This window comes from Roseovarius sp. (genome assembly GCF_027019125.1).
Lineage (GTDB): Bacteria > Pseudomonadota > Alphaproteobacteria > Rhodobacterales > Rhodobacteraceae > Roseovarius.
The window spans coordinates 15,767-30,586 of record NZ_JALUXE010000008.1 but is presented as its reverse complement, the minus strand read 5'-3'; the positions used below and the strand labels follow the sequence as shown (position 1 = coordinate 30,586).

Sequence of the window (14,820 nt, the reverse complement as noted above, 5' to 3'; positions counted from 1 at the left end):
TCTCCGACATGCCGGATCGTGATCGTGTCACCATCCGGCATCGTCGTGAACATGCGGTTAAAGCCGCTGAAAATACCCGCTCAGAGACGCTCGATCGCGAGGGCAATCCCCTGACCGCCACCGATGCACATGGTGATGATCGCACGCTTGCCCCCGGTCCGCTCCAGCTCATAGAGCGCCTTGACCGTCAGGATCGCCCCAGTCGCCCCAACCGGATGGCCAAGCGCGATCGCGCCGCCATTGGGATTGACCCGGGCGGGATCAAGACCAAGCCCCTTGTTGACCGCAAGCGCTTGGGCCGCAAAAGCTTCGTTGGATTCGATCACATCAAAATCGGACGCCTCGTGTCCAATCCGCTTGAGCAGCATTTCCACCGCAGGCACCGGGCCAATGCCCATCACCTGAGGGCGCACACCGGCGTGGGCGTACCCAAGGATACGCGCGCGCGGCTTGAGACCGGCCGCCTCTGCGGCATCGGCACGCGCCAAAACAAGGGCGGCAGCGCCATCGTTGATGCCGCTCGCGTTACCGGCGGTGACGGAGCCGTCCTTCTGGAACACCGGCTTGAGACCGGCAAGCGCCTCGGCGGTGGTGGCCTTGGGATGCTCGTCGGTGTCAAAGGCCACCATGTCACGCTTCACGCGCACCTCGACCGGCACGATCTGGGATTTGAAACGTCCCTCGGCGATAGCCGTGGCGGCGCGGCTCTGGCTTTCGAGGGCAAACGCATCCTGATCGGCCCGGCTGATATCGTGCTCTGCCGCGACATTCTCGGCGGTGACGCCCATATGCCCGGTGCCAAAGGGACAGTTGAGCGCGCCCAGCATCATGTCGAGCGTCTTGATGTCGCCCATCTTGGCCCCCCAGCGTTGATCGGGGATGATGAAAGGCGAGCGGCTCATGTTCTCGGCCCCACCAGCGAGACCGAAATCGGCATCGCCCAGCATCAGGGATTGCACGACCGAAACAATTGCCTGCGCGCCAGAGCCGCAGAGGCGGTTGACGTTCATCGCCGGCGTGGTGTCGGGAATACCCGCCTCCATCGCCGCTACCCGGCTGACATACATATCGCGCGGTTCGGTGTTGATGACATGGCCAAAGACCACATGCCCGATTTGCCCGCCCTCAACGCCCGAGCGCGCCAGAGCCTCGCGCGCCACGATGGCTCCGAGAGCGGTGGGCGGCGTGCCCGCAAGCGCTCCACCGAAAGTGCCAATCGCTGTGCGGCATCCGTCCAGAATCACGATGTCAGTCATGGGTATCCTCTCCCCGGGTTGCGTTGGCACGAGCCTAGCGGCAGGCGCGCACCCATGGCAACGGGGACGTGTCGTCAGAGGCTAGACATGCCCCAATCAGAGAGGGATTCGGCCCGTTTCCGTCAAGAGCCAGGCATCGCGCCCCTCGAACACCGCTGGCCAAAGCGGACGCCCATAGGCGGCCCCCCCGTCCAGATCAATGCGGTTGCCGAAATGGGTGGGCATCTCGAGCGCGGTGTGACCATGAACCACGAGCCAGGGATGCGGGGCCTCGTAATCCAGAAATCCGTCCCTGATCCACATCAGGTCCACAGGGTCTTGGACGGGCAAGCTGAGACCGGGGCGGATGCCGGCATGAACAAAGAGCAACTCCCCCGCCTCTTGCCAGAGCGGCAGAGCCGCCAGCCAGTCACGATGCGCCCGGGGCACGGCACGACAGGCGGCCTCCCACTCGGTCATGTCTTCGCTCACGTCGAGCCCATATGAGGCGAGCGTCGCGGCCCCACCCAAGCGGTGATGCAACCACGACAGGCCAGAACGGATATGCGGGGACTGAATCACGCCGCTATCCAGAAAATCGACGAACATCTGGTCGTGATTACCGCGCAACACGGTCCATGGCAGCCCCTGCGCCTGACCAGTCATAAGGCGGTCGATCACGGCCCGGCTATTCGGCCCCCGGTCCACCAGATCACCCAGAAAGATGATGCGCGCATCACTGCCGCCGTCACGCGCCACAAGGTCAAGCGCCGCGTCGAGCAGGGCATCCTGCCCGTGAATATCGGGAATGGCATAGATGGGATCGGTCATGGCGTCGTTGGACACCTCTGCGCGGCGGATGTCCAGCGATTCCCGCGACGGTCAGAGCCTATGCGCCAGACGCTCGCGCAGCCAGCGATGCGCCGGGTCGTTCTGCGACCGGACATGCCAGATCATCGCCACCTCGGTCGCAGGAGTTGGTTCAGGAAGGGCGTAGGTTGCCAGGCCCTGACGCGCAGCCAGATGCTCGGCCAAGGGCCGGGGCAGTATCGACACCAGCGGAGTGCATCCCAAGAGGGTCGCAAGCGTGTGCAGATCAGGCAGGGTGATCACCGCCCGACCGTGCCCGTTGCCGGGGGCGGCGACACAATCCGCGCGCGGCAGGTCTGCCACCAGGTCTGGAGAGAGCGTGTCGCCGGGGGTAACCCCTGCCTCAGCCAAACCCGGATGATCGGCCCGCGCAAGCACCATAGGATCCGCGCGATAGAGCGGCTGTGCCGCCGCCCAATCCGGTAGCGCGCACATTGGGCACAGCGCCAGATCCGCACGTTTGAGCAAAAGCGCCTCGGTGGGGTCCGCACCGGGCATGGCAGCACAAGAGAGGGTAACGCCGGGCGCCTCGGAAGCCACCTGCGTCATCAGTTCGGGCAAGAGATGCGCCCCCCAGAATTCTGCCCCCAGGATATGAAAATGCCGCTCGGATCGCGCAGAATCAAAACTTGTTGGACGGGCCAGCAGCGCTTCGGCTTCGGCTAGAATCGCCCGCACGGGTTGGGCGAGCGACTGCGCATAATCCGTTGGCACGAGGTGCCGCCCCTCACGCAGAAAAAGAGGATCGCTCAGAGCCTGTCGCAACCGCCCAAGAGCGGACGAAACCGCAGGCTGGGACAGCCCCACCTGTTGCGCGGCAAGAGTCGTGGAGCGGGTGATGAGAAGCGCGTCCAGGACGCGCAGGAGATTCATGTCAAACTTGGCAAAATCCATCGGGTTCAAAGCGTTTGTCTGGCAGGTTTTCCTCGTCCAATGGCCGCAGTCGCGCAGGACGCATGCAGCCAAATCCTGTTTTTAGGGTGACGAAAGTCGGTTTCAAGGGTTTCTCGCACAAGAAATCGGCAGAGAGAAAACCGCCGCCCAGCAGGCGCGGGGCGGCGGTCGGGAGATGTAAAAGCCGGTCTCGTGCGAGAGGGGCCGTGTTCAGTTCACATCAAATCGCAATTCGCGGATTTGCTGGAACTTGCCCGTGGCATGCAGCGCTTTGATCGCCTCGGCAGGTACCGGAGCATCAACATAAAGAAGCGCAATCGCCTCGCCCCCGGCATCGGCGCGACCGAGGGTAAAGTTGGCGATGTTGACGCCATGATCGCCCATCGTCTGACCAAGCGTGCCGATAATGCCCGGCACATCCTCGTTGGTCGTGTAAAGCATGTACCGTCCGATCTCGGCGTCGATGTTGATCCCCTTGATCTGGATGAAACGCGGCTTGCCATCCGAGAACACCGTGCCGCCGATCGAGCGCTCGCGCTTGTCCGTGACCACGGTGATCTTGATATAGCCTTCAAACGCGCCGGATTTGTCCTGCTTGGTGGTGCTGATCTTGACACCGCGTTCCTTGGCCACGACGGGGGCCGAGACCATGTTGACCTCGGGGTTGACCGATTTCATGATCCCCGCCACCGCGGCGGAGGTGAGCGCGCCAAGGTTCATCTCGGAAACGACACCATCGTAGAGGATGTTGATGGCCTTGATCGGCTCATCGGTCATCTGGCCGATGAAATTGCCCAAGTGATCCGCCAGCTTGATCCACGGCCCCATCACCTTGGCCTCTTCCGCCGTGACCGACGGCATGTTGAGGGCGTTGGTGACAGCCCCGGTCAGAAGGTAATCCGACATCTGTTCCGCCACTTGCAAGGCAACATTTTCCTGCGCCTCTGTCGTGGCAGCCCCAAGATGCGGCGTGCAGACCACATTGGGCAGGCCAAAGAGCGGGTTCTCCACCGCTGGCTCCTCGGTGAACACATCAAAGCCCGCGCCCGCAACATGGCCGGATTTCAAGAGGTCCGCGAGCGCCTGCTCATCCACCAGACCGCCACGCGCGCAGTTGATGATGCGCACGCCCTTCTTGGTTTTCTCGAGGTTTTCGCGGCTGAGGATATTGCGGGTCTGATCGGTCAACGGCACATGCAGCGTGATGAAATCGGACCGCTTGAGCAATTCCTCAAGCTCGACCTTTTCCACGCCCATCTTGTCGGCCTTTTCCTGACCCAGGAAGGGATCGTAGGCGATCACCTTCATCTTGAGGCCACGCGCCCGGTCACAGACGATACCACCGATATTGCCTGCGCCAATCACCCCAAGGGTCTTGTTGAAAAGCTCAACACCCATGAACGCGTTCTTTTCCCATTTGCCAGCATGGGTCGAGACAGAGGCCTCGGGCAGTTGGCGTGCGACGGCGAACATCATCGCGATTGCGTGCTCGGCGGTCGTGATCATGTTGCCAAAGGGCGTGTTCATCACGATCACGCCCTTCTTCGAGGCGGCTTCCTTGTCGATGTTGTCGGTGCCGATACCGGCGCGCGCGATCACCTTGAGTTTATGGGCATTGGCAAGGATTTTCTCCGTGACCTTGGTCGCGGAGCGGATGGCAAGGCCATCATAGTCACCGATCACCTCGGCGAGTTTTTCCTTGTCCTTGCCCAGTTCCGGGCGAAAATCCACCTCGATGCCCCGATCACGAAAGATCTGGACGGCGGTTTCAGAGAGTTTGTCGGATACGAGAACCTTGGGGGCCATCTGTCTGGTCCTTTTATGAAAGCTTGGGGAGAGAGGTCCGGAGTCTTTCAAAGACTTCGGACCGATTTCTTTTCAAGAAATCGGGATCAGGCTGATACGGACAGCGCTGCGATCTCGGTCTCGAACGCCCATTTGATCCACGGCATGAGGGCCGCGACATCGGCGGTCTCGACCGTGCCACCACACCAGATGCGCAAACCAGCGGGCGCATCTCGGTAGGCACCGATGTCAAAGGCGACACCCGCCGTTTCCAGCCGCTTGGCAACCGCCTTGGCGAACGCGGCGCCATCGGTGATCCGGGCATCCTCAAAGGTCAAACACACTGATGTGTTCGAGCGGATCGCCGGATCAGCCGCGAGAAACGCCAGCCAATCGTTCTGCGCCACGAATTCCTCGACCGCCGCCAGATTGGCATTGGCGCGCGCTTGCAGACCGGCCATGCCGCCCACCGAAGCCGCCCAATCGAGCGCAACAAGGTAATCCTCGACCGCCAGCATCGAAGGCGTGTTGATGGTCTCGCCAACAAAGATGCCGTCGATCAGCTTGCCACCCTTGGTCAAGCGGAAGATCTTGGGCAGGGGCCATGCGGGGGTATAGCTTTCGAGCCGCTCCACCGCGCGCGGGCTAAGGATCAGCATACCATGCGCCGCCTCGCCCCCCAGCACCTTTTGCCAAGAGAACGTCGTCACATCGAGCTTGTCCCACGGCAGATCCTGCGCAAAGGCCGCGCTGGTTGCGTCACAGATCGTGAGACCCTGACGATCCGCCTTGATCCAGTCGCCATTCGGCACGCGCACGCCAGAGGTGGTGCCGTTCCAGGTAAAGACAACATCCTTGTCGGTATCGACCGAGGCCAGATCGACGATCTGCCCATAATCCGCGGTCTTGACCACCGCGTCGAGCTTGAGTTGCTTGACCACGTCCGAGACCCAGCCTGCGCCGAAGCTCTCCCACGCCAGCATCTCGACCGGGCGCGCACCCAGAAGGCTCCACATCGCCATTTCCACGGCGCCGGTGTCAGAGGCGGGCACGATGCCGATCTTGTATTCGGCGGGCACGCCCAGAATGGCGCGCGTATTCTCGATTGCGGCCTTCAGCTTGGCCTTGCCCACGGCAGCACGGTGGCTGCGGCCCAGAGGGGCGTCAGACAGCATGTCGAGCGTGAATGTGGGGATCTTGGCACAGGGGCCAGAGGAAAAACGCGGATTTGCCGGCCGCGTTGCCGGTGCTTCAATAGCCATTTAGCTACCCTCTCAGATAAGCGCCCCTCGTTGGGGAGGGGTGTCCCACTGATCGGATTACGGACAACCGGGGTCTTTCGCAAGTGCAGAAATGACGCTAGAACGCCGCTTGAGTGAAAAATGCGACATCGCGTGTCCACGATCGGAAACAGGTGCCCACACCTCTGTCCGGTCACTCCCCACGATGCAAAAAGCACTCTTCGTCCGGATCGGCTCGCGCATTCAAAGCTGACTGCATGGCAGTGCCCGGAATGCCCGAAACGAGCACACTCACCATGCGCAGGCTTAGCCGCAAGATCGCGCCCATGACGCGAAACGCTCCACGTCGGCAAAACGCGGATGCGCATCGCGGCTCACAGCCCAGAACGTTCTGCCGGGCAATTCCGTTTCGGACAGCCGCACCAATTCGCCAGCCTCCACCGCCGAGGCAGCCAATACACTCGATGCCAAGGCCACGCCCTGACCCGCAAGCGCCGCGTCAATAGCATTGATTTCCTCTGAAAAATGCTGTGCGACCTGAGGCACCTCGGCATTCAGCCCGGCGGCCCGCGACCAGCGCTGCCAGGTGGGCGGCGCCTCCGCGCCACAGCTCCAGCGGTACTGGATCAGCGGCATGCGAAGGATGTCGGCGCTGTCATCGACGGGGTGCCGGCGCAGCAGTTCTGGCGCACAGAGCGGGATCAGGCTATCCTTGAATAGCGGCAGCCACTGACCATCCGGGTCCGCTTGAACCGCGTAACGCACCGCAAAGTCGACCTCGCTACCGGACAGATCGACTGGTCGGTTGTCAGCCTCGATCTTGAGATTCAGGCCGGTCTGGCTGCGCAATGCGGGCAGGCGCCGCAACAGCCACAGGCTCGCGAAAGCGACTGTTACAGACACCGTCAGCGGGCGGTCCCTATCCAGCTGCGAAAGCCCTGAAACGGCATGTGCCATGCGGTCGAAACTCTCGCGCAGGACCGGGTACAGCGCCTCTCCCTCCACCGAAAGACGCAGCGGTCGCGGGTAGCGGTGGAAGAGCTTCACCGCCAGGATGTCTTCAAGCTGGCGGATCTGGTGGCTGATCGCTGTCGGCGTCAGGTTAAGTTCTTCCGCGGCACGGGCGAAATGCAGATGCCGGGCGGCGGCTTCGAATGCACGGAGCGCATGCAAGGGTGGCAGGCGCCGCATCGGTTTCCTCCTTTCCTGTCCGGGCATGTAACATGGGTGAATCTCATTCACCCATGCCCTGAGAAATTCGCTTTCGCCATGAGATTAGCCGCTTGCTAGGTAAATCCGGTAATGAAAAATCCCAGGAGATTACCAATGCCCACTCTTTTGCGAATTGATGCAAGCGCCCAACTCGAGGAACGCTCTCTCACACGACACTTGACCGGGGTGTTCACCCGAACGTTTCTGACCAACGCCCCTAACACGCGGGTGATCGACCGGGATGTCGGGCTGAACCCGGTCCCTGCAATCGACCACAAATTCATACATGCCGCCTTTACCCCGACCGAAGACCGCGAACCATGGATGAACGAGCGCCTTGCCTTGTCGGACACCCTGATCGACGAGGTGATCGCGGCGGATATCCTCGTCATCGGGGCACCGATGTACAATTACGGTATGCCCAGCGCCTTGAAAGCGTGGATTGACCACGTGGCGCGGATCGGCAAGACCTTCTCCTTCGATCTGGCACGTGGCGACACGCCGATCGAGGCGATCCTCTCGGGGAAACGGCTGGTCGTACTGTCGGCGCGCGGCGAATTCGGCTTTGCGCCCGGTGGTGTGAGGGCTCATCTCAATGCGCTTGACCCGGCTCTTGCGGCCTGTGCGCATTATTTCGGCGTCGCGCAGGACGATATCGAGATAATCGCCATCGAATACCAGGAATTCAAGGATGATCGTTTCCAGGCATCCTTTGACATGGCCGAAACCCGCACCCGCGATCTGGCCGCGAAAATGGCCAGAGGTGCCGCACTGGCGGCCTGAACCGGAAACCTGACCCGGCAAAAGCAGGTGGTGCGGATCGCATTCCGCGCCACCAAGGCTTCTGTCAAGTTGTGTTGCACCGACTTGCCCTCGCCCGCCCACTGGAACCCCGGGCATAGCTGGGCTATGGACTCCGTGTATCGCAACCTCGAGGTTTTCATGCACATCTCCACCCTGATCGCCGCCCCCGGGGCGCTTGAGCCCGCGCTTGTCGAAAACTTGCGAAATGCCTGGGGCGGCGGCGATGCGGTCTGGCTTGCCCCGGACGAGGCGGCCGAGTTCAGCCTCCCGCAGGGTCCCGGCAACCGGTGGGAGGTCTGGGCCGAGTTGCAGAACATGCGCGTCGATCTGGTGGTCCAGCCCGCCGAGGGGCGGCGCAAGAAGATGCTGCTCGCGGATATGGACAGCACCATGATCCAGCAGGAATGCATCGACGAGCTGGCCGAGGTTGCGGGTGTGGGCGCCCATGTCCGCGCCATCACCGCGCGGGCGATGAATGGCGAGCTGGATTTCGAGGGCGCGCTGATCGAACGCGTTGCGCTGCTGCGGGATTTGCCCGAAACGGTGATTGGCGAGGTCCTGACAAACCGGATTACCTATATGCCCGGCGGCGCTGCCTTGGTGGCCACGATGCGGGCCAACGGTGCCTATTGCGCGCTGGTCTCGGGCGGGTTCACCGCCTTTACAGCCTCTGTCGCTGCGCATCTCGGATTTGACGAAAACCGCGCCAATACGCTTCTGACCGATAATGGGCGTCTTCTTGGCGAAGTTGCCCGGCCCATTCTGGGGCGCGCGGCCAAAGTGCAGGCGCTGGAAGAGATCAGCGCACGGCTGGGGATCACAGAAGCCGACGTTCTCGCGGTCGGGGATGGGGCCAATGATCTGGGCATGCTGGGCCGTGCGGGCGCGGGCGTGGCGCTTCATGCCAAGCCAAGCGTTGCCGCCCAATGCGACATCCGCATCAATCACGGCGACCTGACAGCGCTGCTCTATATCCAAGGCTATGCCCGGGATCAGTTCGAGACCTGAGCCCCACGCAGAAGCTTAGAAATTGGCGGTCACACCCGGCAGGTTCAGTGCCTTGATCAATTCGCGCAATTCCTGACGCGCGGCGATGTTCGAGATATTGAGACCCTTCACGCCAATATCCTTGAGGTCAAGCAAGGTCAGGCCGCGCGGGAACAATTCGCGAAAGATCACCCGCTCGTTGAACCCTGGCGCCACGCGAAAACCGATCCGCTTGGCAAGGTTATCGACGGCATCGCCCATCTTCTTCTTGTTGACCATCTGTTGCGCGCCAAGACGGTTGCGCACCACGACCCAGTCAATCGCGCGCAATCCGGCTTGCGCCCGCAGTTGTCGCGCGCTCCAGACCATTTCGGAATAGACCGAGGGGCCAAGGATCTTTTTGCCGTCGCTGTCGATCCGGGCCAGCAGGTCAAAGTCGATGAAACTGTCATTGAGCGGTGTGACCAGCGTATCGGCGAGGCTATGGGCCACCTGGCTCAGTCGGGTGTGCGAACCGGGACAGTCGATCACGATGAAATCGCTGTCCGCCTCCAGTTCCGCCACCGCCGCCGAGAGGCGCCGATCATAGACATTCTCGCCCGGCTTGAGCTGATCCGCGGCCACTTCGGGCAATTCGTGATACCGTGGGCTGGGCAGGTCGAGGCCAGACGCCGCCATGAACTTGGCGCGGTTTTCGGCGTAGCGACCAAAGGTACGCTGGCGCAAATCGAGATCAAGCGCGCTGGTCTTGTGGCCCATCCGGGCCAGAGCCGTCGCCACATGCATCGACACGGTCGATTTGCCCGCGCCGCCCTTTTCATTGCCGACGACGATGATATGCGCCATAGTCCATTTCCCCTTGGTCGCGAGGTGCGGATCGTTGCCGCCCCCGGTCTTTTTGCCGGACATTACCCGGCTGCGCTGCAATAGGGAAGTGCGCCCCGGCTGGTCAAGCGCCTTTGGCTCTGGCACCTGCCGCACACCAAGGCTAGGGTCGCGCCATGACGCAAACCGCACTGACCTATTCGCCCGATCAGGCCGAGGCGCATGACCGTATCGCGGCGGCGCTGCGCGTTGTCGGCGTGGATATTGACACAGGCCTGCTGACCCCGCCACGCGACGGCAAGGGCGCGGTCATGGCTGTTACAGGCAAGGCGGGATCGGGCAAGACGCTGCTCTTGGCGGCCCTCTATCGCGCGCTGGAAGAAGCGGGTGTCGAGATCGTTTCGGGCGATTACGAAAGCCGCAAACGCCGGGACAAACGCACCCTCGCCATTCTTGCCCCCACCAACAAGGCGGCGAGCGTATTGCGCATGCGTGGCGTGCCGGCCACCACCATCCACCGCATCCTATACACCCCAGTCTATCACCCGGAGTATGAGAAGATCGCCGAATGGCTGGCCGGTCAGGGTGAACGCCCCGAGATCGAGGGGTTGACAGATCTGGCGCTCGACCGTGCCTATGCGTTTTATCAGAGCAACAAATCCATTCCCGGCGCGCTTGCGGCGGCCGGCCTGCGCGGGTCGGATTTCATCACCGGCTGGAAGCGGCGCGAAGAGCCGCTGGATATTGGCTTTGTCGATGAAGCGAGCATGCTTGACGCACAACAGTTCGAAGACCTGCAAGAGATTTTCCCGACCCTCGTGCTCTTTGGGGATCCGGCGCAACTGCCGCCCGTCAAGTCCACGGGCGGGATGGTGTTCGAAACCTTGCCCGCCCCTGCGCGACTGGAGCTGAGCCGTATTCATCGGCAGGATGCGGATAACCCGATCCTTGATCTGGCCCACGCCCTCGCCGATCCTGCGCTGGAGTTTCATCATTTCGAGCGGATGATCGAAGACACGGCCCGCAAGGATGAGCGGGTCAGATGGGCCGAGCGGGTAGAAGTCGATCTGATGGCACGCTCGCCGGTTCTGGTCTGGCGCAACGCCACGCGTATTCGACTTATCAACGCCTTTCGCGCCGTGCATGGCGCGCCCGAAACCGCGCTCTTGGCAGGCGAGCCGCTGATCTGTGACGGGATCGAACTGCCGCTCAAGCATCGCAAGAAGCGGCTTGATCTCGAGGCGCGCGGGCTGATCAAGGGGGCGCAGGTGGTCTATCTCGGGCCGGGGCGCAAACCCGGCTTTTCCCGCCTGCATGTGATCGGGGCCGAAGACCCGCAAATCTCGGCCGCCTCTATCGTCAAGATCGAAAAACCGGATGAGGAAGAGCCGTTCATCCCCTTTGCTGCGCATATGGGAGCAACGTTCCTGCATGGCGCGGCAGTGACGATCCACAAGGCGCAAGGCAGCCAATGGCCCGATGTGCAGGTGTTCGCCCCAGACATCTATGCCGCCGCGCAGATGGGTCGGTCGGAAGCGGGCCAACCGCTCTGGAAACGGCTGGCCTATGTGGCGATCACCCGCGCCGAAGAGCGCCTGCACTGGATCGTGCGCAACCGGCTTTCCAAACCGACGGCACCGCTCACGATTGATGATTTGCGCGGAGGGCCGGCACCTCTGCAACTCGAACAGGAGGAAGAGACATGAAAACCGTGCTGATCACCGGGGCAAGCGCCGGTATCGGAGCCGCCTGCGCACGCGCCTTTCTGGGGGCTGGATGGCATGTAGGATTGATGGCGCGGCGCGCCGAGGCACTCGAGGCGGTGGCCAAGGGATATGACAATGCCGTGATCCTGCCCGGCGATGTCACAGACCCCGGCGATGTGGTGCGGGTGTTCGAGGATTTCATCACCCGCGCCGGACGGCTTGATGTGCTCTTCAACAACGCGGGCAGTTTTGGTCGCGCCGCGATGATCGACGAGCTGAGCTACGAGGAATGGCGCCGGGTCGTGGATGTGAACCTGAATGGCATGTTTCTCTGTGCCCGCGCGGCCTTTGCCCAAATGCGCAATCAATCCCCGATGGGGGGGAGGATCATCAACAATGGCTCGATTTCCGCACATGCACCGCGCCCCGGCTCGGTGGCCTATACCACCACCAAACATGCAATCACCGGCTTGACCAAGACACTCAGCCTTGATGGCCGCCCCTATGACATCGCCTGCAGCCAGATCGACATCGGCAACGCCCGCACCGAGTTGCTGGAGGGGATCATCGCCGCCAATCCCGATGCGCCGCCTCCGACGATGGACGTCGCGCATGTGGGCGCATCGGTGCTGCACATGGCTGAATTGCCACTTGAGGCGAATGTGCAGTTCATGACGCTGATGGCGACGAAAATGCCCTATATCGGGCGGGGCTGAGGAGGCGCGTCACACCCGGCGCACATCGACCTTTTGCCAGAGCGGGCGGGCCCAGTCTTCGGTTTCCATGAAGGCCACGTCGCTGGCGTCCCGGCCAGAGCCGATGACCACCATATCGCCGGCGTGGCTCATGCCGGTGGCATCGACAAGGTGCCATGCCCCTTCAAGCCACACCTCGGCAACCGCGTGAAAATCGGGCGGGTCCACGTCGGCGCCATAGACCGAGGTATAGCGCGCCGGAATATTGCCCGCGCGTGCCAGGCTGCAGACGAGGTGGGCGTAGTCGCGGCACACGCCCCGGCGCGCGACAAAGCTGTCCACAGCCGAGGTTGTAGCGCTGGAAGAGCCGGGCACATAGGTAATCTCGGAGCGGGCCCAGTCCACGATCGCCGCAATCCGCGCGCCGCCGTCCAGCCCGCGAAACTGTTGCGCCGCAAATTCGGTCAAGAGATCGGATTGGCAGAACCGCGAGGGGCGCAGGTAGCTGACCACCTCGCCGGGCAGGTCGCGCATCGGCGTGCCTGCAAGCCGCTCTAACGCGGCCCCCGCGCGCGTCACCTCGACCAAGGCTCGATACCGCAGCTTCATCCGGTCGCTGGTCACATGCGCCCAGACCCGCCGCCCCGGCATCCCCTCAACCTCGATCCCACGCAGATCGGCCCCCTCGACATCGAGCGCGCTCTCGATCACGACCTGCCCGTCGGTCTGGGCCGCCTCGAGCGTCAGGAGCACGGTATCATGCCCCGTCAGTTGATAATCCATGGTCACGTCGATGTTCAGGCGCATGGGCTCTCTATCGTGGTCTAAGGGTTTGGGCATGGCGCAGGGCACGCGGCCCAGGGCAGCATCAGCCGCGCCGCATCGCTTGAAACGCCGCCGACGCGCCCCAGCCCGCCGCGATGGCAATAGCCAGAGACATCAAGCCGTAAACCAGCGGCTGCTGGCGCGACAGGGTGTAGAGCCAGCGTTCCAGCCCCACTTTCCGCACGTCGATCACGGTTTCGAGTTGCGACACTACGCGCCCCTCTCGGGTCAGGAAAATCCGGGTCAGATACTCACCTTCGGTCAGGTTGGCCGGGAGTTGGATCGCGCCACGAAAGAGTGTTTCCTGATCCAGTACCACGGCGCCTTCGCGCACGGCATAGGCTCCTTGATCGCGGCGGATGCGGATCAGGGCGTCCGTGAACCGCTCGGCATCCTCGGCCATGCTGGCCGCGCCCACGGACCGGATCGCGCGCGGGATCGAGACGCGATGACGCAGATCCTCGGTATCGGACATGACCTTGTCCAGCGGGCCCGTCGTGGCCACGGCATAGAAGCTGGGCGCGGAATCAAGAACGACCACATCGGTATTGACCCAGATGCCAAAGCGGCGATCCTTGCGCCGCACGGTGACGGGCTCTGACGGCCCTGCGACGGCGATGACGACGTCCAGCGGAACATCGGGAATCGGCTCTTCCCGCTTGACCGCGCCAAAGATCAGGATCTCGGAACCCTCAAAGGTAGCGGTGATGGCGACCTTGTCCTTGCTCAAGCCCAACACGACCTCTTCGGCACGGAGTGGCAGGGCGGAAAAGCAAAGCAAGAGCACCAGACGCCAGAGCATCATGCGCCCTCGCCCGCACCAAGCGAGTAGAGTTCCGATGGCGTGATCAAGAGATCCAAGGCCAGCTTGCCACAGACCGCCAGAACCATGATCGCAAGGAGGATGCGCAATTGCTCGGCCTTCATCCGGGTACCGATTGACGTGCCAAACTGCGCGCCGATCACGCCCCCCACCAGCAAGAGCACAGCGAGTGCAATATCCACCGTGTAATTGGTGGTCGCATGCAGGAGCGTGGTAAAGGCCGTCACGAATATGATCTGAAAGAGCGAGGTGCCCACGACCACTTTGGTCGGCATCCCCAGGATATAGATCATCGCGGGCACCATGATGAACCCGCCGCCGACACCCATGATCGCGGCCAGAACACCCACGCTGGTCCCCACCAGAAGCGGCGGGATCACCGAGATATAGAGGCCGCTGGTCCGAAACCGCATCTTGAACGGCAGGCGATGCACCCAGCCGTGCTTCTTGCGCTTGGGGGGCACACCGCGCCGGGTGTTGCGGATGGCGCGCAGGCTCTCGAAAAACATCATGCCGCCGATGACGCCCAGAAAGACCACATAGCAGAGCGTGACCAGCAGATCGACCTGGCCCAATGACTTGAGATAGTTGAACACCATCACCCCGAGGGCAGCCCCGATAAGGCCGCCGATCAGCAGCACTGTTCCCATTTCGAGATCGACGGTCTTGCGCCTGAAATGTGCCAGCACGGCAGAAAAGGAGGCGGCCATGATCTGATTGGCCCCCGTAGCCACCGCAACAGCAGGCGGGATACCGACGAGAAACAGAAGCGGCGTGAGAATGAAACCTCCGCCCACCCCGAACATGCCCGAGAGAATCCCCACAAGACCGCCCAACCCCAAAAGGAGAAAGGCGTTGACCGACACCTCGGCTATGGGGAGGTAAATCTGCATGGCAATTCCTAGCCCCATGTCCTGT

At 62.4% G+C, this 14,820-nt stretch carries 14 protein-coding genes; 4 read left to right on the top strand and 10 right to left on the bottom strand.

Going from position 1 to position 14,820, the window contains the following annotated elements; all coding sequences use genetic code 11:
- Positions 1–80 precede the first annotated feature (80 nt).
- The 6 genes from MVC20_RS04285 to MVC20_RS04260 form a co-directional block, all read right to left on the bottom strand.
- Complete coding sequence (locus MVC20_RS04285) at positions 81–1,256, bottom strand: acetyl-CoA C-acyltransferase family protein (RefSeq protein ID WP_297538779.1); 1,176 nt, start codon at positions 1,254–1,256, stop codon at positions 81–83.
- A gap of 96 nt (positions 1,257–1,352) precedes the next feature.
- Positions 1,353–2,066, bottom strand: a complete 714-nt coding sequence (locus MVC20_RS04280) for a metallophosphoesterase (RefSeq protein ID WP_297538777.1) — start codon at positions 2,064–2,066, stop codon at positions 1,353–1,355.
- A gap of 51 nt (positions 2,067–2,117) precedes the next feature.
- Positions 2,118–2,999: a LysR family transcriptional regulator gene (locus MVC20_RS04275; RefSeq protein WP_297538775.1), complete on the bottom strand. Its 882-nt coding sequence runs from the start codon at positions 2,997–2,999 to the stop codon at positions 2,118–2,120.
- Positions 3,000–3,209: 210 nt separating this feature from the next.
- On the bottom strand, positions 3,210–4,805 hold the full coding sequence (serA, locus tag MVC20_RS04270) for a phosphoglycerate dehydrogenase (RefSeq protein WP_297538773.1): 1,596 nt from the start codon (positions 4,803–4,805) through the stop codon (positions 3,210–3,212).
- Positions 4,806–4,891: 86 nt separating this feature from the next.
- Positions 4,892–6,046: a phosphoserine transaminase gene (locus MVC20_RS04265; RefSeq protein WP_297538772.1), complete on the bottom strand. Its 1,155-nt coding sequence runs from the start codon at positions 6,044–6,046 to the stop codon at positions 4,892–4,894.
- A gap of 285 nt (positions 6,047–6,331) precedes the next feature.
- Positions 6,332–7,216 carry a LysR substrate-binding domain-containing protein gene (locus tag MVC20_RS04260; protein WP_297538771.1) on the bottom strand — a complete coding sequence of 295 codons (885 nt, stop codon included), beginning with the start codon at positions 7,214–7,216 and terminating at the stop codon, positions 6,332–6,334.
- A 135-nt stretch (positions 7,217–7,351) separates the two neighbouring features.
- On the opposite strand from MVC20_RS04260, the gene MVC20_RS04255 reads away from it, so the two are divergent.
- Together MVC20_RS04255 and serB are read left to right on the top strand one after the other, a co-directional pair.
- Positions 7,352–8,020 (top strand): NAD(P)H-dependent oxidoreductase, encoded by a 669-nt coding sequence (locus MVC20_RS04255; protein ID WP_297538769.1) that lies wholly within the window; start codon positions 7,352–7,354, stop codon positions 8,018–8,020.
- Between the two features lie 159 nt (positions 8,021–8,179).
- Entirely contained in the window at positions 8,180–9,049 is an 870-nt protein-coding gene (serB, locus tag MVC20_RS04250) for a phosphoserine phosphatase SerB (protein ID WP_297538767.1), read from the top strand.
- 15 nt (positions 9,050–9,064) lie between these two features.
- Here the strand turns inward: serB and MVC20_RS04245 are convergent, their stop codons facing one another.
- Positions 9,065–9,874, bottom strand: a complete 810-nt coding sequence (locus MVC20_RS04245) for a division plane positioning ATPase MipZ (protein WP_297539141.1) — start codon at positions 9,872–9,874, stop codon at positions 9,065–9,067.
- 155 nt (positions 9,875–10,029) lie between these two features.
- On the opposite strand from MVC20_RS04245, the gene MVC20_RS04240 reads away from it, so the two are divergent.
- Positions 10,030–11,559 carry an AAA family ATPase gene (locus MVC20_RS04240; protein ID WP_297538765.1) on the top strand — a complete coding sequence of 510 codons (1,530 nt, stop codon included), beginning with the start codon at positions 10,030–10,032 and terminating at the stop codon, positions 11,557–11,559.
- Positions 11,556–12,275 (top strand): SDR family oxidoreductase, encoded by a 720-nt coding sequence (locus MVC20_RS04235; protein ID WP_297538763.1) that lies wholly within the window; start codon positions 11,556–11,558, stop codon positions 12,273–12,275. The genes MVC20_RS04240 and MVC20_RS04235 overlap by 4 nt, the downstream gene beginning before the upstream one ends.
- 9 nt (positions 12,276–12,284) lie before the next feature.
- Here MVC20_RS04235 and MVC20_RS04230 read toward each other — a convergent pair whose 3' ends face one another.
- From MVC20_RS04230 to MVC20_RS04220, 3 genes are all read right to left on the bottom strand, one after another.
- Positions 12,285–13,061, bottom strand: a complete 777-nt coding sequence (locus tag MVC20_RS04230) for a transglutaminase family protein (RefSeq protein WP_297538761.1) — start codon at positions 13,059–13,061, stop codon at positions 12,285–12,287.
- 61 nt (positions 13,062–13,122) lie between these two features.
- The gene (locus MVC20_RS04225; RefSeq protein ID WP_297539139.1) at positions 13,123–13,881 is read right to left on the bottom strand and encodes a TIGR02186 family protein; all 759 of its coding nucleotides are present in this window, start codon (positions 13,879–13,881) and stop codon (positions 13,123–13,125) included.
- Entirely contained in the window at positions 13,881–14,795 is a 915-nt protein-coding gene (locus MVC20_RS04220; RefSeq protein WP_037276565.1) for a sulfite exporter TauE/SafE family protein, read from the bottom strand. Before MVC20_RS04220 ends, MVC20_RS04225 begins: the two co-directional genes overlap by 1 nt.
- Positions 14,796–14,820 lie beyond the last annotated feature (25 nt).

Coding starts and splice junctions, on each gene's coding strand:
- serA (WP_297538773.1), bottom strand. CDS start 4,805: ATGGCCCCCAAGGTTCTCGTATCCGACAAACTCTCTGAAACCGCCGTC.
- MVC20_RS04285 (WP_297538779.1), bottom strand. CDS start 1,256: ATGACTGACATCGTGATTCTGGACGGATGCCGCACAGCGATTGGCACT.
- MVC20_RS04260 (WP_297538771.1), bottom strand. CDS start 7,216: ATGCGGCGCCTGCCACCCTTGCATGCGCTCCGTGCATTCGAAGCCGCC.
- MVC20_RS04220 (WP_037276565.1), bottom strand. CDS start 14,795: ATGCAGATTTACCTCCCCATAGCCGAGGTGTCGGTCAACGCCTTTCTC.
- MVC20_RS04230 (WP_297538761.1), bottom strand. CDS start 13,061: ATGCGCCTGAACATCGACGTGACCATGGATTATCAACTGACGGGGCAT.
- MVC20_RS04255 (WP_297538769.1), top strand. CDS start 7,352: ATGCCCACTCTTTTGCGAATTGATGCAAGCGCCCAACTCGAGGAACGC.
- MVC20_RS04275 (WP_297538775.1), bottom strand. CDS start 2,999: ATGGATTTTGCCAAGTTTGACATGAATCTCCTGCGCGTCCTGGACGCG.
- MVC20_RS04280 (WP_297538777.1), bottom strand. CDS start 2,066: ATGACCGATCCCATCTATGCCATTCCCGATATTCACGGGCAGGATGCC.
- MVC20_RS04240 (WP_297538765.1), top strand. CDS start 10,030: ATGACGCAAACCGCACTGACCTATTCGCCCGATCAGGCCGAGGCGCAT.
- MVC20_RS04235 (WP_297538763.1), top strand. CDS start 11,556: ATGAAAACCGTGCTGATCACCGGGGCAAGCGCCGGTATCGGAGCCGCC.
- serB (WP_297538767.1), top strand. CDS start 8,180: ATGCACATCTCCACCCTGATCGCCGCCCCCGGGGCGCTTGAGCCCGCG.
- MVC20_RS04225 (WP_297539139.1), bottom strand. CDS start 13,881: ATGCTCTGGCGTCTGGTGCTCTTGCTTTGCTTTTCCGCCCTGCCACTC.
- MVC20_RS04265 (WP_297538772.1), bottom strand. CDS start 6,046: ATGGCTATTGAAGCACCGGCAACGCGGCCGGCAAATCCGCGTTTTTCC.
- MVC20_RS04245 (WP_297539141.1), bottom strand. CDS start 9,874: ATGGCGCATATCATCGTCGTCGGCAATGAAAAGGGCGGCGCGGGCAAA.